General features: G+C 67.0%; 16 protein-coding genes. All 16 read right to left on the bottom strand.

The features are described 5' to 3' along the window. Positions 1 to 64: 64 nt before the first annotated feature. Positions 65 to 3526, bottom strand: coding sequence for a DNA-directed RNA polymerase subunit beta (rpoB, locus tag GEV27_RS03440; protein ID WP_153654376.1), 3462 nt, complete (start codon positions 3524 to 3526; stop codon positions 65 to 67). Between the two features lie 196 nt (positions 3527 to 3722). Beyond that, entirely contained in the window at positions 3723 to 4550 is an 828-nt protein-coding gene (locus GEV27_RS03435; protein WP_153933469.1) for a hypothetical protein, read from the bottom strand. Beyond that, a complete protein-coding gene (locus tag GEV27_RS03430) occupies positions 4547 to 5110 on the bottom strand; it encodes a hypothetical protein (protein WP_153910054.1) in 564 nt (187 codons plus the stop codon). Before GEV27_RS03430 ends, GEV27_RS03435 begins: the two co-directional genes overlap by 4 nt. Next, a complete protein-coding gene (locus GEV27_RS03425) occupies positions 5107 to 6324 on the bottom strand; it encodes an MCE family protein (protein WP_153910053.1) in 1218 nt (405 codons plus the stop codon). The genes GEV27_RS03430 and GEV27_RS03425 overlap by 4 nt, the downstream gene beginning before the upstream one ends. After that, positions 6321 to 7733 (bottom strand): MCE family protein, encoded by a 1413-nt coding sequence (locus GEV27_RS03420; RefSeq protein WP_153933468.1) that lies wholly within the window; start codon positions 7731 to 7733, stop codon positions 6321 to 6323. The genes GEV27_RS03425 and GEV27_RS03420 overlap by 4 nt, the downstream gene beginning before the upstream one ends. Further along, positions 7730 to 8905 carry an MCE family protein gene (locus GEV27_RS03415; protein WP_153933467.1) on the bottom strand — a complete coding sequence of 392 codons (1176 nt, stop codon included), beginning with the start codon at positions 8903 to 8905 and terminating at the stop codon, positions 7730 to 7732. Before GEV27_RS03415 ends, GEV27_RS03420 begins: the two co-directional genes overlap by 4 nt. After that, the gene (locus GEV27_RS03410) at positions 8902 to 9900 is read right to left on the bottom strand and encodes an MCE family protein (protein ID WP_153654387.1); all 999 of its coding nucleotides are present in this window, start codon (positions 9898 to 9900) and stop codon (positions 8902 to 8904) included. Before GEV27_RS03410 ends, GEV27_RS03415 begins: the two co-directional genes overlap by 4 nt. After that, positions 9897 to 10994: an MCE family protein gene (locus GEV27_RS03405; protein ID WP_243838777.1), complete on the bottom strand. Its 1098-nt coding sequence runs from the start codon at positions 10992 to 10994 to the stop codon at positions 9897 to 9899. The genes GEV27_RS03410 and GEV27_RS03405 overlap by 4 nt, the downstream gene beginning before the upstream one ends. Further along, positions 10991 to 12469 carry an MCE family protein gene (locus GEV27_RS03400; protein WP_153910051.1) on the bottom strand — a complete coding sequence of 493 codons (1479 nt, stop codon included), beginning with the start codon at positions 12467 to 12469 and terminating at the stop codon, positions 10991 to 10993. Before GEV27_RS03400 ends, GEV27_RS03405 begins: the two co-directional genes overlap by 4 nt. 3 nt (positions 12470 to 12472) lie before the next feature. Beyond that, complete coding sequence (locus tag GEV27_RS03395) at positions 12473 to 13318, bottom strand: ABC transporter permease (protein WP_153654391.1); 846 nt, start codon at positions 13316 to 13318, stop codon at positions 12473 to 12475. Positions 13319 to 13320: 2 nt separating this feature from the next. Then, a complete protein-coding gene (locus GEV27_RS03390) occupies positions 13321 to 14028 on the bottom strand; it encodes an ABC transporter permease (protein WP_153655114.1) in 708 nt (235 codons plus the stop codon). Between the two features lie 65 nt (positions 14029 to 14093). Continuing rightward, complete coding sequence (locus GEV27_RS03385) at positions 14094 to 15056, bottom strand: ABC transporter ATP-binding protein (protein WP_153654393.1); 963 nt, start codon at positions 15054 to 15056, stop codon at positions 14094 to 14096. A 295-nt stretch (positions 15057 to 15351) separates the two neighbouring features. Beyond that, entirely contained in the window at positions 15352 to 15738 is a 387-nt protein-coding gene (rplL, locus tag GEV27_RS03380; RefSeq protein WP_153654395.1) for a 50S ribosomal protein L7/L12, read from the bottom strand. 55 nt (positions 15739 to 15793) lie between these two features. Continuing rightward, entirely contained in the window at positions 15794 to 16456 is a 663-nt protein-coding gene (gene rplJ / locus GEV27_RS03375; protein ID WP_153654396.1) for a 50S ribosomal protein L10, read from the bottom strand. A gap of 301 nt (positions 16457 to 16757) precedes the next feature. Next, positions 16758 to 17471, bottom strand: a complete 714-nt coding sequence (rplA, locus tag GEV27_RS03370; RefSeq protein WP_153654398.1) for a 50S ribosomal protein L1 — start codon at positions 17469 to 17471, stop codon at positions 16758 to 16760. An 89-nt stretch (positions 17472 to 17560) separates the two neighbouring features. Beyond that, the gene (gene rplK / locus GEV27_RS03365; RefSeq protein WP_153654400.1) at positions 17561 to 17989 is read right to left on the bottom strand and encodes a 50S ribosomal protein L11; all 429 of its coding nucleotides are present in this window, start codon (positions 17987 to 17989) and stop codon (positions 17561 to 17563) included. Positions 17990 to 18035: the final 46 nt, after the last annotated feature.

The following is an 18035-nucleotide window of genomic DNA, read 5'->3' as shown; positions in this document are numbered from 1 at the left end:
TCTTTCCCTTACTTTCTTGAAATCATGGATGAGGGGATCTGAGCTGCCGCCGCGCGGCAGGGGCTCAGACCTCCTCGACCGAGGAGGGCTCGCGGCGGGACAGATCGATGCCGAGCTCTTCGGCGGCGCGGAAGAGATCCTCTTCCGCATCGCGCATCTCGACAGCAGTTCCGTCGCTCGAGAGCACCTCGACGTTGAGACACAGCGACTGCATCTCCTTGACGAGAACCTTGAAGGACTCCGGGATGCCCGGCTCCGGGACGTTCTCGCCCTTGACGATGGCTTCGTAGACCTTGACGCGTCCGAGGATGTCGTCGGACTTGATGGTCAGGAGCTCCTGCAGCGCGTACGCCGCTCCGTAGGCCTCGAGGGCCCACACCTCCATCTCACCGAAACGCTGTCCACCGAACTGCGCCTTACCACCCAGCGGCTGCTGCGTGATCATCGAGTACGGACCCGTGGAACGTGCGTGGATCTTGTCGTCGACGAGGTGGTGCAGCTTCAGCAGGTACATGTAGCCGACCGAGACCGGGTCGGGGAAGGGCTCGCCGGTGCGACCGTCGAACAGCTTCGCCTTGCCGTCGCGCTTGACCATGCGCTCGCCGTCGCGGTTGGGCAGGGTCGAGGCCAGGAGTCCCTGGATCTCGTCCTCGCGGGCACCGTCGAAGACGGGGGTCGCGACGTTGCTGTCCTTCGGCGCACGATCGGCACCGATGGCACGCAGACGGTCGGCCCACTCGTCCTTCATGTCCGAGATGTCCCAGCCGGTCTTGGCGACCCAGCCGAGGTGCGTCTCGAGCACCTGTCCGACGTTCATGCGTCCGGGGACACCGAGCGGGTTGAGCACGATGTCGACGGGCGTGCCGTCCTCGAGGAAGGGCATGTCCTCGACCGGGTTGATCTTGGAGATGACGCCCTTGTTGCCGTGACGGCCGGCGAGCTTGTCACCGTTGGAGATCTTGCGCTTCTGGGCCACGTAGACGCGGACCAGCTGGTTGACGCCCGGGGAGAGCTCGTCGCCCTCCGCGGAGTCGAACACCCGCACACCGATGACGGTTCCGGACTCACCGTGCGGCACCTTCAGCGACGTGTCGCGCACCTCGCGCGCCTTCTCGCCGAAGATCGCACGGAGCAGGCGCTCCTCGGGGGTCAGCTCGGTCTCGCCCTTGGGCGTGACCTTGCCGACGAGCACGTCACCGTTGCCGACCTCGGCACCGATGCGGATGATGCCGCGCTCGTCGAGATCGGCCAGCATCTCCTCGGAGACGTTGGGGATGTCCCGCGTGATCTCCTCGGGGCCCAGCTTGGTGTCGCGGGCGTCCACCTCGTGCTCCTCGATGTGGATCGAGGTGAGGAGGTCGTCCTGGACGACACGCTGGCTGAGGATGATCGCGTCCTCGTAGTTGTGACCCTGCCAGGGCATGAAGGCGACGAGCAGGTTGGTGCCCAGCGCCATCTCGCCCTCGTCGGTGCAGGGACCGTCGGCCAGCGGCGTGCCGACCTCGACACGCTGACCGTGCTTGACCAGCGGGCGCTGGTTGGTGCACGTGCCCTGGTTCGACCGACGGAACTTGGCCAGACGGTAGGTGAAGTACGAGCCGTCGTCCTGCATGATCTCGATCGCGTCCGCGGAGACCTCGTTGACGACACCGGCGACCTTGGCCACCGTGACGTCACCGGCGTCGACCGCGGCACGGAACTCCATGCCGGTGCCGACGAGCGGGGCGTCGTTGCGGATCAGCGGGACGGCCTGACGCTGCATGTTCGCACCCATGAGGGCGCGGTTCGCATCGTCGTGCTCGAGGAACGGGATCAGAGCCGTCGCGACCGACACCATCTGGCGGGGCGAGACGTCCATGTAGTCCACGTCGGCGGCGGGGCGCAGCTCGGCCTCGCCACCCTTCTGGCGGACCAGCACCATGTCATCGACGAACGTGCCGTCCTCGGTGAGGGGCGAGTTCGCCTGGGCGATGATGAAGCGGTCCTCGTCGGTCGCCGTGAGGTACTCCACGTCGTCCGTCGCGCGGCCGTCGATGACCTTGCGGTAAGGCGTCTCGACGAAGCCGAACGAGTTGATCCGACCGTACGACGCGAGCGAGCCGATCAGGCCGATGTTCGGGCCCTCGGGGGTCTCGATCGGGCACATGCGGCCGTAGTGCGACGGGTGGACGTCACGGACCTCGTAGCCGGCGCGCTCACGTGACAGACCACCCGGTCCGAGGGCCGACAGACGACGCTTGTGCGTCAGGCCCGCGAGCGGGTTGTTCTGGTCCATGAACTGCGAGAGCTGCGAGGTTCCGAAGAACTCCTTCAGCGCCGCGACGACCGGGCGGATGTTGATCAGGGTCTGCGGCGTGATGGCCTCGACGTCCTGGGTCGTCATGCGCTCGCGGACGACACGCTCCATGCGGGCCAGGCCCGTGCGGAGCTGGTTCTGGATCAGCTCGCCGACCGTGCGCATGCGACGGTTGCCGAAGTGGTCGATGTCGTCGGCCTCGACGATGGTCGTGCCCGCCGCGGTGGCCAGCTCGGTCTCACCGGCGTGCAGGGCGACGATGTACTTGATCGTCGAGACGATGTCGTCGATCGTCAGCGTCTGCTGGTCGAAGGCTTCCTCGACGCCGAGCTTCTTGTTGATCTTGTAGCGACCGACCTTGGCCGTGTCGTAGCGCTTGGCGTTGAAGTAGTAGTTGTCCAGCAACGTCTGCGCGGCCTCGCGGCTCGGCGGTTCGCCCGGACGCAGCTTGCGGTAGATGTCCAGCAGCGCGTCGTCCTGGCCGGTGGTGTTGTCCTTCTCCAGCGTCAGGCGGATCGACTCGTACTGGCCGAACTCCTCGAGGATCTGCGCCTCGGACCAGCCGAGCGCCTTGAGCAGCACGGTGACGCTCTGCTTGCGCTTGCGGTCCAGACGCACGCCGACCATGTCGCGCTTGTCGATCTCGAACTCGAGCCAGGCGCCACGCGAGGGGATGACCTTCGCGGTGTAGATGTCCTTGTCGGACGTCTTGTCGGGCGTGCGCTCGAAGTAGACGCCCGGCGAGCGGACGAGCTGGGAGACGACGACACGCTCGGTGCCGTTGATGATGAAGGTGCCCTTGTCCGTCATGAGCGGGAAGTCACCCATGAAGACGGTCTGGCTCTTGATCTCGCCGGTCTCGTTGTTCATGAACTCGGCGGTGACGAACAGCGGCGCGGCGTACGTGACGTCGCGGTCCTTGCAGTCGTCGACGGAGTACTTCGGCGGCTCGAACCGGTGATCCCGGAACGACAGGCTCATCGTCTCGGAGAAGTCCTCGATCGGGGAGATCTCCTCAAAGATCTCCTCCAGGCCGGACTTCGTGGAAATATCGGTCCTGCCGGCGGCGAGAGCAGCGTCAACTGACTCGCGCCACTTCTCATCGCCGATCAGCCAGGCGAAGGCGTCGGTCTGCAGAGCAAGAAGCTCAGGAACCTCGAGAGGTTCGGAGATTTTGGCGAAGGAGATGCGGCGGGGCTGAACAGATGCAGTGTTGCGCGAGGCGGCCAAGAGGGGTCCTTCCAAGGGCTCGCAGGCGGGTGGCTCGGAGATGTTCCGCGCGCACGCCAAACGACCCCGGTCAAGGGGCGCCTTTCCATCACGGTCAGGAGATGGGCAGGGCAAGGCGAGCGCGAAAGTTCAGTGTAACGCGCAAGCCACGCCGAGGCAAGGCCGGGCCTTGACAATCGGCTCCCGGTCAGGGAGGCTATTTGCCTTTTTCGTCAGTCTGGGGATTTTCCCCCGGCAATGACGGCGAATTTGACAACGTGACGATATCGCCCACCAGCCATCCGTCGGATCCCTTGACCATCGAGACCTTGATGCGGTTGGGGAACACGGTCGTCTCGTCCGATCCGCCGACGAGACGGACCATGTCGACGAAGATCAGCACGTCGGCCTTGGTGGTCGAGCACTCCTCGCCGCAGTCGATCGGGGCCGCACTGCGCGTGACGGCCTTGACCTGCACCTTGTTCTGCGGCGCGATCTCGTCGAGGACCGGACCGATCTCGCCGAACTTCTTGGCGAACGTCGGAGTCATGAGCGCCTGGCTGTCACTGACGTACTGGTCGAGCTGGTCGAACCGGTAGGAGAAGATCGACTCCGCCGCGGTGGCGGCCGCCGAGGTCGCCTCGCCCTGGGCCTTCTCGACGCCGCTGCCGTCGTCCCGGAAGTCAGAGAACCCGCGGACCGCGAGCAGCACGCCGAGCACCAGCACCGCGGCGGTGGCCAGCACCGCGGGCACCAGCCAGCGCAGATCGGCGCGGCTCGGGCCCGACCGTTCACGTCCGTCGGCGGTCGCGGACGCGGGCTGGGAGGCGGGCTGGGAGGCGGGCACAGTCTTCTTGACAGGTGCCGTCTTCTTGACCGGCGCCGACGTGGTGGCGACTGCGGTCCTCTTCGGCGGTGCCGACTTCTTCAGCGGTGCCTTCTTGGCGGACGTCCGCCGGGGCGCGGGCTGCTTCGGGGTCAGTGCCGCCGGGGCGCTCTCGCCCGCGATCCGCCGGCGCCGCACGGGACCTGTCGGCTCGCTCATCGGCCCCCGCTCCCCGGGGTCGGCGACGCGTCAGGAGCGGCACCCGCCTGCGACTCGACGGTGCCGACGCTCTCGAACCGCGACACGAGCCACTCTCCCTTGGTCTTGCTGAACGCGATCTTCCAGCGGAACTCGCGCGGCGCGGTCACGGCCGCCTTGTCGCTGGAGATCGCGGCGTCGAACGCGACGATGACGTCGGCGGAGTCGTCGTCGATGCTCTCCACGCCGATGCCGATGATCTTGGCGTCACCGCTCTTGAGCGTGACCTTGTTGTTCTCGAGCACCTGCTCGGTGGCCTTCGAGTTCTCGAGGAACTCGCGGTAGTAGGCAGGGGTCAGCAGGGTCTTGATGCGCGCCCGGTAGTCCTCGGGCTCGTCGAAGTCGAAGGTGTTCATCGCGACGGCGAAGTCGCTCGCCCGTGACGTGACCTTCTCGCGGTCGCCGGACTCGTCGCTGCCGAAGCTCGGCAGGACGACACCCACGACGGCCAGCAGCACGCCCAAGGAGGCGAGTGCTGCCAGGACGCGGATCGTTCGACGGCGGCCGGACCACGCGGTCACTGGGCCGGATCGAGCAGAAGCCACTTCCACGAGTCCTTTCCGTCTGCCGCGAGCGCCGACCCGGCTGCGGCGGACCGCTTCAGCACCGTCTTGGACGCCTGCCGCGCGATCTTGTTGTCCTTGACCTTACAGTCCACGTCGGTGTCGAACTGCGCATCGCTGATCGTCGCCTCGGGGCGCCGCTCGCGGTAGCCCGAACCCCCGCCCTGCTGGGCGAACGTGCAGGTGGCCGTGGTGTCGGTCAGCACGAGACCGAAGGCTGCATTCCACTCCCCCGTCTCCTTGCCGTTCTCGCGGGCCGGCTTGAGGGCCGTGAACGTCCCCTCCAGGAGGTACGGATAGAGGACGAACACCGCCTGCACCCCGCTCACGTTCTCCTTGAGCGGCTTGCCGGCCGTCACGAGGTCACGCACCGCGCTGCTCAGGTCGGTCGAGTTCTCGTCGACGACCTTGCGCAGGGTCTTGGCGCTCGCGCTGCCCTTGTCGAGCAGGCGGCGCAGGTCCGGGTCGGCCTCGACGAGGGTGTCCGACAGCAGGGCGAGATTGCTCGAGAACGTCGCGAGCTCGCCGCGCTTGTCGATCTGCGTCTGCAGGACCGTGTCGGAGTCACGGATGAGCTTGCGGGTCACGTCGAAGTTGTCGTCGGCGGTCCGGATGAACTCCGAGGACGTGTCGAGGATCGTCGCGAGGTCGTCGCCGGTGCCCTCGAACGCCTGACCCAGCTCGTCGACGACCGTGCGCAGGCTGTCGGTGTTGACCGAGGTGACGAGGTCGTTGACGTCGACCAGCAGGGTCGTGGTGTCGATCGGGATGCGGGTGTCGCGCTCGGGGATGCTGCTGCCCTTGGCGAGATAGGGGCCCTTGTTGGTGCGGGGCTGCAGGTCGACGTACTGCTCGCCGATCGCGGACTTGTTGGCGACGACCGCCATCACGTCCCGCGGGATGCTCGGCGCACTGTTCTCGATGTCGAGCGTCGCCTGGACCCCGCCCTTGTTGAACTGGAGCCGGTCGACCTCGCCGACCGTGATGCCGCGATAGGTCACCTGCGCCCCCGCGAAGATGCCTCCGGAGTCGGCGAACTGCACCGTGACGGGGAAGCTGCGATCGACCACCATCCGGTCGAGCTGGGCATAGCGCCCGCCGACGAACGCCCCGCCGATCACCGTCACGATCGCGAAGATGACGAGCTGGATCTTGGTCAGCCTGGTGATCATGGGGCCACCGCCGTCTGCAGGAGGAGTCGCTCGACGTCGGAGGACGCGGTGTCGGCCACCGGCGCCCGGCACGATCCGAACAGCCCGCACAGCAGGCCCTTGGACGTCGGCTTGGTGGGCTTGGGTGTGGCGGGAGCGGGTGTGGACGGGCTGCCGGAGCCCTTGCCCGAACCGCCCGAGCCCGTGCCGGGACCCGTGTCCGAGTCCTTGTCGCCGGAGCCCTTGCCGCCGGTGAGCAGGCCCGACAACAGGTCGGCCAGGTCCCCCGTGCCCAGCGGATCCTCCGAAGCCGGGGTGTCGCTCGGCTCCGTGGCGTCCGCGGGAGCCTTGGGTGCGTCGGTCAGCTCGCCGAGATCGAGCCCCAGCAGGTTGGTGAGCTGATCGGCGTTGAGATCCAGGCTCAGCGAGAGGTTGGCGAAGTCACCGAAGCACGCCCCCTCCTTGACCGTCGGCGAGTCCTGGCAGCGCCCGGTCGCCGCGGCGACCGAGTTGCCGACGAAGCCGTCGGTGAACGGATAGGTCAGCAGTGCACGGGTGCCCGAGGCGAGATCGTCGCCCGCCTTCGCGAGGTTCTCCAGCGTGGGAGCCAGCGCCTTCAGATCGGCCACGGTGTCGTCCTTCGAGCGCGCGATGACGTCTGTCGCGACGTTGCTCAGCTTGTCGAGCGACTGCAGCAGGCCGACCAGGTCGTCACGCTGCTGGTTGACGACCTTGAGCGCGGCGGGCAGCTCGTCGAGCGCGCCCGTGATCGCTGACCTCTGCTTCTGGGTCGCCCTCGCGAGGCGGTCGACCTTCTCCAGGGAGGTCAGCAGCGCCTCCTTGTTCTCGTCGAGCTGCGTGATGAACGACGACGTGGACGAGATGAGCTCGCGCACCTCGGGCTCATTGCCCCCGAGCGCGTTGTTGAGCTCCTTGATGATCGTGTTGGTCTTCTCCAGGCCTCCGCCGTTGAAGAGCAGGGACGCGGCGCCCAGCACCTCCTCGATCTCCGGATTGCGGCCGGCCCGGTCCAGGGGGATCGTGTCGCCGTTGCCGAGCGAGCCGAACCCGCCGGTGGGCGGGGGCGCGAGCGAGACGAACTTCTCGCCGAGCAGGCTGGTCTGGCGGATCGTGGCGACCGCGTTGTCGGGGAGCTTGGCGTCGCGGTTGACCTTGACCGTCACGACCGCGGTCCACCCCTGCAAGGTGACGTCGGTGACCTTGCCGACCGCGATGTCGTCGACCCGCACCGCGCTCTGGGGCACCAGGTCCAGGACGTCGCGGAACTGGATCTTGACCGTGTAGGGCTCGCTGCCCAGATCGGCACCGCCGGGCAGGGGCAGCTTGTAGGGGGAGAATCCGCAGCCGCTGAGCAGCAGCGCCGAGACCGCCGCGAGGATCGGCAGGCGCAGGTGACGTCGGCGGCTCATCGCTTGCCTCCCAGGACGCCGGCGAGGGAGTCGTAGACCGGGTCGTCGAAGGTCGCGGCCGGCGCCGGTGCGACGCTCGTCCGGGGCAGGGTCGTGTCCGGCTTCAACCTGTCCAGGACGTCGGTCAGCCCCGTGCACAGACCCTTGTCGTCGATGGTCTCCCCCAGCAGGTTGCACACCAGGCTCGCGGGGTTGTCGAGGGCGCTGAAGACGATCTCGGGGAGGTCGGCGCGGGTGTCGAGCGTGCCGGAGGTGCCGTTGTAGGCGAGGGCCACGTTGCTCAGCGCGGTCGGAGCGTTCACCGTGATCTCCTCGAGGTCGTCCTTGTGCCTGGCGAGCAGCTTGGCGAGGGAGGCGATGTTGTCGACGTTGCCCCGCAGCGCCGAGCGGTTCTCCTTGACCAGGGAGTTGACGTCGACCAAGGCCTTGCTCAGCGCCTCGAGCGTCGCGGCGAGATCGTCGCGTTCACCGGCCAGGACCTCCGAGACGCGGGCGGTGCTGTCGTTGAACGAGCGGACCGCGGAGTCGTTGGTCTTCAGCAGGCTGACGAACTCCTCGACCTCGCGCAGGCTGCCGAACAGCTCGTCCTTGTTGTTGGACAGGGTCGAGCTGAGCTTGCCGAAGTTCCTGATCGTCTCGTTGACCTGCGCACCCTGGCCCTCGAACTGCTCGGCCGTGCTGTCCAGCAGCGTGCTGAGCGAGCCCTCCTTGTTGGCGCCCTTGGGGCCGAGCGCGACCGAGAGGTCGTCGAGCGACTTGTAGATCGCATCGAGCTCGATCGGCACCGCGGTGCGGTCCACCGGCAGGAAGGCCTTGTCGCGCAGCGCCGCCCCGCCTGTGTACGCGGGTGTGAGCTGGACGAAGCGGTCGCCCACGATGGACGGCGACACGACGACGGCCTTGACGTCGGCGGGCAGCTTCTGCTTGCCGTCGTACGCGATCTTGACGCGCACGACGTCCCCGCGCGGGGTCAGGCTCTCGACCTCGCCGACCGGGACACCGAGGATCTTGACGTCGGAGCCCTTGTAGAGGGAGTTGGTCTGCTGGAAGTCCACGGTCAGGTAGCGCTTGCCGTCGCCCTTGTTGAGGAAGAGCAGCAGCGCAGCGACCAGCAGCAGCACGACCGCGCCGACCAGCAGCCTGGAGAGTCCCGCGAGACGTTGGGCGATCATCGCTTCTGCCTCCTCAGCACCTCGGAGAGCTGTTCACCCAGGCCGGCGGCCGAGGTCAGGCCGCCCAGGTAGGTGTCGAACCACGGCCCGGTGCCGAGCGCGTTGGCGAACACCCGGGTGAAGGCCGGGTAGACCCGCAGCGCCTCGTCCAGGCTCGCCTCGTTCTTGCGCAGCATCGTGGTCACGACGTCGAGCTGCTCCAGCGCGGGTCGCAGATCCGCCCGGGTGTCCTTGACCAGTCCCCGCAGCTGCGTCGAGATCGACTGCGTCGAGACGAGGAGGCGGTGGATCGAGTCGCGTCGTTCGCTGATCGCCGTGAAGAGGGTGTCGGAGTCCTCGAACAGCGTCACGAGCTCCTCGTTGCGCGAGTTGAGGACTCCGGAGACCTTCTTGAGGTTGATCAGGAGCGTGTTGATCTGGTCGTCGCGGGCGGCCAGGTTGCGGGACAGGTCCGACACGCCCCGGATCGCGCCGCGGAACTCCTCGGGCGTCTGGGTCGAGATCTCCGAGAGGGTGTCCAGCGCCTTGGACAGCTCGGTCACGTCGAGGGCGTCGGTCGTCCGGCTGAGGTCCGAGAACGCCTCCACGACGTCGTACGGCGGGGTCGTCCGGGCGATCGGGATCGTCGAGCCCTTCTCGAGCTGGCCCTCCCCGTCGGGGGTGAGGGCGAGGAACTCGGCCCCCAGCAACGTACGGACCCGGATGTCCGCGCCGGTGTCCCGGCCGAACTCGGTGCCCTTGTCGATCGTGAACGTCACGCGCACCTTGGCTCCGTCGAGCTCGATCGAGCGGACCTTGCCCACCGAGACGCCGGCCACCCGGACCTCGTCGCCACCCTTGAGGCCGCCGATCTCGGCGAACTCCGCGTGGTACGTGTCGCCGCCGCCGATGATCGGCAGCCGGTCGGCGCGGAAGGCGCCCAGCATCATGAGGGCGAGCAGGGCGATGCCGATGACGCCGATGATCACGGGATTGCGCTCGCGGAAAGGCTTCACTTGTCATACCCCGGCTGGTTGCAGCGCGATCCGCCGACCTTGAGTCCCTGGGAACCCGTCAGGTCGAGGGGCGTCTCGGGCAGCACGGTCACTCCCCCGAGCTTGACCTCGGGGATCGTGATGCTGCCGTTGATCTCGCACAGGTAGAAGTTGAACTCGCTGCCGGTCGAGGCCGCCGTGCCGATCTTGCTGAGCTTGATCGGCAGGATCTGGATCGACCGCGACACGGTCGTGAGGTTCTTCTTGGACGACAGGTTGCCGGTCAACGCCCGCAGCTGCTTGATGTCCTCGGTGAGCGCCGGTCGGCCCTGCACGAGCAGGTCGGAGGTCTCGTCGGTCAGGTCTGAGATCGAGTCGACCGAGTCGAGGATCGCGTTGCGGTCGTCCTTCAGACCGGTCACGAACTGCTGCAAGGTGTCGATCGTCTCGGTCAGCTGCTCGTCGCGGCTGCCGATCGTGTCCAGGACGTCGCTCAGGTTGACGATCACGTCACCGATCAGCTTGTCCCGGTCGGCGAGCGTGCCGGTCAGCGACGAGGTGCGCGCGAGCAGGTTCTCGACGTTGCCGCTCTCGCCCTGCAGCGTCTGGACGATCTCGTACGCGAACTTGTTGGTGTCGGCGGGCGACAAGGCCTGGAACACCGGCTTGAAGCCGTTGAGCAGGACGTTGAGGTCCAACGCCTCCTTCGTGCGCTCCATCGGGATCGTGCTGCCCGCCTTGAGGATCGTCTTGGCACCTTCGGGCCCCTGGGTCAGGGCGATGTAGCGCTGCCCCACGAGGTTGCGGAACTTGATGGTCGCGTTCGTGTTGCCCGTCAGGGGCACGTCGGAGTCGACGCCGAACGTCACGAGGGCCTTGTCCCGCTCGACGATCTCGACCTTCTTGACCACGCCGACCGCGACTCCTGCGATGCGGACGTCGTCACCCTTCGCCATGCCTGTCACGTCGGCGAAGACCGCCTTGTACTCCTTGCGGTCGCCGAACGATCCGTTGCTCAGCGTCAGGGCCAGGATCAGCGTCGAGATGCCGGTGAAGGCGAAGAAGAAGCCGAGCTTGACGGCCGCCCCCATGGACTCCTTGTCGATCTGCTTCACTTCGGGCTCACCTTCGTCCCGCGGAGCAGGGGGCCCACCAGCAGCGAGCCGATGTCGGGCACCTCGGAGGCCTTCGTGCCGGTCATCGAGCCGATCAGCACGTCCAGCTGCGCCCGCTCCCCCGCCGAGTCGGTCGCGCCGATGCTGGGCTGCACGAGGTTCTGCAGGTCGAGGCTGGACGCCGCGGGGCGGTTCCTGGCGAAGTCACCGTCCGCGCCCGTGGAGCCGAACTTGGAGTGGGCCCGCTTGACGCCCACGAGCCGGTAGACGTCCGCCGGGATCTTGAACGGGTTCTTCTGCGAGGACAACGCCTCCTGCTGCGCGCGTCCCTTGTTGATCTCGTTGAGGTCGATGCACGAGGGGGAGGCGGCGTTGCGGCCGTTGATGCCGCGGGCGCTGGTCGCACCGGGCTCCTTGCGGGCTGCGTCGAAGACCTCCTTGGAGGCCGCCAGGTTCTCGTTGTCCGGGTCGTCCGGATCGGCGTTGTTGTACGCGTAGGCGTTGGGCTGCTTGATCAGCTCGACGTCGATGTGCAGCATGCCGTCGCGGTAGGCACTGTCCAGACGCGGGATCAAGGTGTCCATCGACTTCAGGAAGCAGGGGAACGTCACGGAGTAGTCGGCGACGACCTCCAGCACCGGACGGCTGTCGCCCGCGAGCTCGACGAGGTCCTCGCCGCTCTCGGTCGTGAACGCGGTCAGGGTGTCGGACAGGTCGGTGCCCTCGTCGAAGAACGCCGCGAGCTGGGCCTTCTTGGCCACGACCGTGTTGCCCGTGACCACGGTGTTGCGCAGCAGGCGGCCGATGTCGGGCATCGCGTCGGCGTAGCCGTCGGCAACCGTCCCGAGCTTGGTCACGTCGGTGATGAGCTGCGGCACCTCGGGATCGATCTTTCGCAGATAGCTGTTGAGAGTCACCAGCGTCTCGCCGAGCTGGGTGCCGCGACCCTCGAGGGCCGACGACACCGCACTCAGCGTGTAGGACAGGTTGGCCGGGTCGACCGCCTCGAGCAACGGGTAGAGGTCGTTGAGCAGCGTCTCGACCTCGATCGGCACGTCGGCCTTGGTGATCGTGTCGCCGGCCTGCAGCGACGGGCCGCCGGTCCCGACGCCCGCCGGCGGGATCAGGGCGACGTACTTCTCACCGAACAGCGTCTTGGGGACGAGCTGCGCGGTGACGTCCTTGGGCACGTCCTTGATCAGCTTCGGGTTCATGCCGAGCTCGAGCTCGACGCCGTCGCCGTCGGTCCTGACGCTGCGCACCTCGCCGACGATCATGCCGCGCAGCTTGATGTCCGCGTTCTGCGGCAGGTTGACGCCCGCCGTGTCGGCCTTGAGGGTCACGGTGTCGTAGTCGACGAACGCCTTGGTGAAGAACGCGTACGTGATCCACAAGAAGAACAGCACGATCGCGAGGAAGGCCGTGCCCAGCACCTTCAGGGAGGTGGGCCGCTCGAGGACGGGAGTGCGTGCCATGCCTCAGCCCGCCAGTCTCACGGTGACGTTCGTGCCCCAGATCGCCATGGAGGCGAGCAGGTCGACGACGTTGACCGCGACGATCGAGGTACGGATGGCCAGGCCCACGGCCACGCCGACGCCTGCGGGTCCGCCGGTCGCGTAGTAGCCGTAGTAGCAGTGGATGAGAATCACGACGACGGCGAAGATCAGGACCTTCACGAACGACCAGAGCACGTCTTGCGGTGGCAAGAAGGTGTTGAAGTAGTGGTCGTACGTGCCCGGACTCTGCCCGTTGATCCACGTCACCGTCAGTCGTGTCGCGAAGTAGGACGCCAGCAGGCCCACGATGTACAGCGGCACGACCGCGATGAGTCCCGCGATGACGCGGGTCGTCACGAGGAACGGCAGCGACGGGATCGCCATCGTCTCGAGGGCATCGACCTCCTCGCTGATGCGCATCGCGCCGAGCTGGGCAGTGAAGCCGCAGCCGACCGTTGCGGCCAGCGCGATGCCCGCGACGATCGGCGCGATCTCGCGGGTGTTGAAGTAGGCGGAGATGAAGCCGGTCAGGGCTGCGGTGCCCAGCTGGTCGAGCGCCGCATAGCCCTGGATGCCGACCGACGTGCCCGTGAAGAAGCACATCGCCGCGATGACGCCGACCGTGCCGCCGATGACCGCGAGCGAGCCCGAGCCCAGCGTGACCTCGGCCAGGAGCCGGACGATCTCCTTGCGGTAGTTGGCGATCGTGCGCGGGATCGAGCGGAACACGCGCAGGTAGAAGAGCATCTGGCGGCCGAGGCTGTCCAGGAAGTCGCCCAGCTTGCCGGGCACGCTCGTGATCGTCGACAGAGCTGTCTTGTCGGACATCGTCACATCCCCTTCGGCGGGACGATCTGGATGTAGACCGCCGTGAGGACGAAGTTCACGATGAACAGCAGCGTGAACGTGATGACGACTGCCTCGTTGACCGCGTCACCGACGCCCTTGGGGCCGCCCTTGGCGTTCATCCCCTTGTAGGACGCGACGATCGCGGCGAGGAAGCCGAAGACCAGGGCCTTGATCATGCCCTGGTAGAGATCGGGCAGCTGGGCGAGCGCAGAGAACGACGACACGTACGCGCCGGGCGTCCCGTCCTGCAGCACGACGTTGAAGACATAACCGCCTGCGACGCCGACCACGGTCACCAGGCCGTTGAGGAAGACCGCGACCAGCATGCAGGCCAGCACGCGCGGGACGACCAGGCGCTGGATCGGGTCGATGCCCAGCACCATCATGGCGTCGAGCTCCTCACGGATGCGTCGCGCGCCGAAGTCCGCGGCGATCGCGGACCCCGCGGCCCCCGCGATGAGCAGCGCCGTGGCGATGGGCCCGGCCTGCTGGACGACTGCGAGCACCGCGGCCGAGCCGGTGAACGACTGGGCGCCGAACTGCTTGATCAGGCCGCCGGTCTGCAGCGCGATGACCGCACCGAACGGGATCGCGACGAATGCGGTCGGGACGATCGTGACCTTGACGATGAACCAGGCCTGGACCAGGAACTCCTTGAGCTGGAACGGGCGCCGGAACAGCGCCACCATCACGTCCAGCGCGAAGGCGAACAGGTTGCCGGCGACCCGTGCGGGGCCGGTCAGGACCGCAGTGCTCACGCGGCACCACCGGCAGGGACCTGCTCGGCGCTCGGCTCGAAGGACCCGGCGGGCGGGACGACTCCGTTGTCACGGCACCAGGCACCGGGCTCGCGCTGACCGCGGCGCGGACGGCCGTCGGAGGTCTCCAGCTGCATCGGCACCGGCGGGAGCGGCGGCATCGCGATGCCCTGCTCCGCGGCCAGCTCGTCGGCGTCCTTCTCCTCCGACATGCCGATCGGTCCGACCGTCTGCGCGTTGAGGAACTGCGCGACGACCGGCTCCTCGGACGTCAGCAGCATCTCGCGCGGGCCGAACATCGCGAGGTGCTTGTGGTAGAGCAGGCCGATGTTGTCGGGCACCTTGCGAGCGGTGTTGATGTCGTGGGTGACGATCAGGAACGTCGCGTCGATCTGGGCGTTCAGGTCGATGAAGAGCTGGTTGATGTAGGACGTGCGCACGGGATCGAGGCCCGAGTCGGGCTCGTCGATCAGCAGGATCTCCGGATCCAGCACGAGGGCGCGGGCCAGGCCGGCGCGCTTGCGCATGCCGCCCGAGATCTCGCCGGGGAGCTTGCGCTCCGCGCCGACGAGGCCTGTGAGCTCCATCTTGTCCATCACGATCGTGCGGATCTCGGACTCGGACTTGCGGGTGTGCTCACGCAGCGGGAACGCGACGTTGTCGTACAGATCCATCGAGCCGAACATCGCACCGTCCTGGAACAGCACGCCGAAGAGCTTGCGGATCTCGTAGAGCTCCTTCTCCTTGCAGTTCGCGATGTCCACACCCTCGATGAAGATGTGTCCGGAGTTGGGCTTGAGCAGGCCGATGAGCGTCTTGAGGAAGACCGACTTGCCGGTGCCGGACGGGCCGAGCATCACGGAGATCTCGCCGGCGGGCAAGGTCAGCGTGACGTCGTTCCAGATCGTCTGGCTACCGAACTTCTTCGTCAGACCCTCGACGACGACTTCAACGCCCACGGACGGCCCCTCCTTGCTCACCGTGGCCCACCGGCTGCTGCCGGCAGAGCTCCCACATCCTCGGTGCGTGTGACCGCAGACACAGGTGCAACGAGGATCCGCGTCGAAAGTTACGGATCACGTCCAACTGTGACTCGGAGTTAACACCCGAGGACTGGCCGAACATACCCCATGTAACTTCGAGTGACAAACGTGACCCAGGCCACGGTGAGACAGGGCCGATCGACCCCGGGCATGCCAAAGGCGCCCCACCCCGAAGGGAGGAGCGCCTCTGGAAAGAGCAGCTAGCCGTGTGTCACTTGACGGTGACGCTGGCGCCGGCGGCCTCGAGGGCCTCCTTCGCCTTGTCGGCAGCTTCCTTGTTGGCCTTCTCGAGGACGGGCTTCGGAGCACCCTCGACGAGGTCCTTGGCCTCCTTGAGTCCGAGGCCGGTGATCGTACGAACTTCCTTGATGACCTGGATCTTCTTCTCTCCAGCGCCCTCGAGGATGACGTCGAACTCGTCCTGCTCGGCGGCGTCGTCGGCAGCAGCGCCACCGGCGGCGGGAGCCGCAGCCACGGCGACCGGGGCGGCCGCGGTGACGTCGAACGTGTCCTCGAACTCCTTCACGAACTCGGAGAGCTCGATGAGGGTCATTTCCTTGAATGCATCCAGCAGATCAGCGGTGCTGAGCTTCGCCATGGGGGCGTCCTTCCGTTATTGAGACCCCGAGGGGGTCCCGATGTGAATCGGGCTTTCAGCCCTCGGTCGTCTCGGCGTCGGTAGACGCTTCGACAGGAGCGGCGTCGGCGGGTGCCTCGGCCGGAGTTTCAGTAGCCTCGTCGGCCGCGGGGGCCTCCTCGGCGACAGCGACGGGCTCGGGGCCCGCAGCCAGGATCGACGGATCGCTCTCGGCCTTCGCCTGCAGGGCACCCAGAACACGGGCGGCCTGCGACAGCGGGGCGGCGAACAGCGATGCGGCGCCCGACAGGCTGGCCTTCATGCCACCTGCGAGCTTGGCGAGGAGGACCTCGCGCGACTCGAGGTCGGCCAGCTTGTTGATCTCCTCAGCGGAGAGGATCTTCCCGTCGAGGAAGCCTCCCTTGATGATGAGGGGCGTGTTCGTCTTCGCGAAGTCACGCAGACTCTTCGCTGCCAGCACCGGATCGCCCTTGATGAAGGCGATCGCGGTCGGACCGGTGAGCAGCTCGGTGTCGAGCTCCACGCCGGCGTCCTTGGCGGCGATCTTGGTCAGCGTGTTCTTGGCGACGGCATAGTTCACGTCTTCACCGAGCGAGCGCCGCAGTTCCTGCAGCTGCTTCACGGTGAGACCGCGGTACTCGGTGAGGACAGCGCCGCTCGACTGACGGAAGTTGTCCGCCAGCTCCGCAACAGCGGCTGTCTTTTCCGCGTTTGCCATGGGTCTCCTTCCAGCACATGGGTCATACCTAGACTGCGATCCCATGTGCGTACACGGGCCCGACACGAAAAAACGTCCCGGGCACAGGGCCACGGGACGCATCTTGCTGCATCTGGATCGTGAACCTGCGCGGGCCGCCCTCTCGGGCGCTTCGGGCAGCTCATGAGAACTACCTGCCAGCGGTCTTCGGCACTTCCAGAATAGGGCACCGGGGCGGCGGAACCAAATCGCCCCCGAACGGCACCGGCCCCCTGGCGACGCTGTGGGCGTCGGCAGGGGGCCGGGCAGGTGGTACGAAGGCTCAGGCCTCGTCGACCGCGTAGTTCTTCGTGCGGCTCGGATCGACCGGGATGCCCGGACCGTTGGTCGTCGAGACCGTGATCTTGCGGACGTAGCGGCCCTTCGAGCTGGCCGGCTTTATGCGCAGGATCTCGTCGAGCGCTGCACCGTAGTTGTCGGCGAGCTGCTCGGCGGAGAACGACGCCTTGCCGATCACGAAGTGCAGGTTGGCGTGACGATCGACGCGGAACTCGATCTTGCCGCCCTTGATGTCACCGACGGCCTTGGCCACGTCGGGCGTGACCGTGCCCGTCTTGGGGTTCGGCATGAGGTTGCGGGGGCCGAGCACGCGACCCAGGCGACCGACCTTGCCCATCATGTCCGGCGTCGCGACGACGGCGTCGAAGTCGAGCCATCCCCCGTTGACCTTGTCGACCAGCTCGTCGGCGCCGACGTAGTCAGCACCGGCCTCGCGGGCAGCCTCGGCGTTGGCGCCGGTGGCGAAGACCAGGACCCGTGCGGTCTTGCCCGTGCCGTGCGGGAGGTTGACGGTGCCGCGCACCATCTGGTCGGCCTTGCGGGGGTCGACACCGAGGCGGATCGAGACGTCCACCGTCGAGTCGTAGTTCTTGCTGCCCGACTCCTTGGCCAGGGTGGTGGCCTGGAGCGGGGTGTAGAGGTTGTCCTTGTCGATCTTCTCGGCGACCTCGCGGTACGCCTTGCTGTGCTGTGCCATCTCTGGTGTTCCTTCGTGTGTGTGAACCAGTCGTGGTCTGTACGGGCCCAGCTGGCCCTGCCACTAGTGGTGCGGTGTGCTGGAGGAGATCAGTCCGTCGTGACGCCCATCGAGCGCGCAGTGCCCTCGACGATCTTCATGGCGGCGTCGATGTCGGTCGCGTTGAGGTCCGGCAGCTTGGTCGTGGCGATCTCGCGGATCTGGTCCTTCGTGATCTTGCCGACCTTGTCCGTGTGCGGGACGGCCGAACCCTTCTGCAGACCGGCAGCCTTCTTGATCAGCTCAGCCGCGGGCGGGGTCTTGGTGACGAAGCTGAACGTGCGGTCTTCGTAGATGGTGATCTCGACCGGGATGACGTTGCCACGCATGGCTTCTGTGGCCGAGTTGTAGGCCTTGCAGAACTCCATGATGTTGACGCCGTGGGGGCCGAGCGCGGTACCGACGGGCGGTGCCGGGTTGGCCATACCGGCCTGCAGCTGCACCTTGACGATGGCTGCGACTTTCTTCTTGGGAGGCATTTCTCGGGTCCTTGACTGATGGTTGGTGCGTGTACGTGAACCGGTG

It is taken from the genome of Aeromicrobium sp. S22, assembly GCF_009661045.1.
GTDB lineage: Bacteria > Actinomycetota > Actinomycetes > Propionibacteriales > Nocardioidaceae > Aeromicrobium > Aeromicrobium yanjiei.
The sequence above is the reverse complement of the archived record's forward strand: the minus strand, read 5'-3'. Positions and strand labels throughout refer to the sequence as shown.

Bases quoted from the DNA above. Each gene is read 5' to 3' on its own strand.
- rplJ (WP_153654396.1), bottom strand. From the start codon at position 16,456: ATGGCAAACGCGGAAAAGACAGCCGCTGTTGCGGAGCTGGCGGACAAC.
- GEV27_RS03425 (WP_153910053.1), bottom strand. From the start codon at position 6,324: ATGATCACCAGGCTGACCAAGATCCAGCTCGTCATCTTCGCGATCGTG.
- GEV27_RS03400 (WP_153910051.1), bottom strand. From the start codon at position 12,469: ATGGCACGCACTCCCGTCCTCGAGCGGCCCACCTCCCTGAAGGTGCTG.
- rplA (WP_153654398.1), bottom strand. From the start codon at position 17,471: ATGGCACAGCACAGCAAGGCGTACCGCGAGGTCGCCGAGAAGATCGAC.
- rplK (WP_153654400.1), bottom strand. From the start codon at position 17,989: ATGCCTCCCAAGAAGAAAGTCGCAGCCATCGTCAAGGTGCAGCTGCAG.
- GEV27_RS03395 (WP_153654391.1), bottom strand. From the start codon at position 13,318: ATGTCCGACAAGACAGCTCTGTCGACGATCACGAGCGTGCCCGGCAAG.
- GEV27_RS03435 (WP_153933469.1), bottom strand. From the start codon at position 4,550: ATGAGCGAGCCGACAGGTCCCGTGCGGCGCCGGCGGATCGCGGGCGAG.
- rplL (WP_153654395.1), bottom strand. From the start codon at position 15,738: ATGGCGAAGCTCAGCACCGCTGATCTGCTGGATGCATTCAAGGAAATG.
- GEV27_RS03415 (WP_153933467.1), bottom strand. From the start codon at position 8,905: ATGATCGCCCAACGTCTCGCGGGACTCTCCAGGCTGCTGGTCGGCGCG.
- GEV27_RS03420 (WP_153933468.1), bottom strand. From the start codon at position 7,733: ATGAGCCGCCGACGTCACCTGCGCCTGCCGATCCTCGCGGCGGTCTCG.
- GEV27_RS03390 (WP_153655114.1), bottom strand. From the start codon at position 14,028: ATGGTGGCGCTGTTCCGGCGCCCGTTCCAGCTCAAGGAGTTCCTGGTC.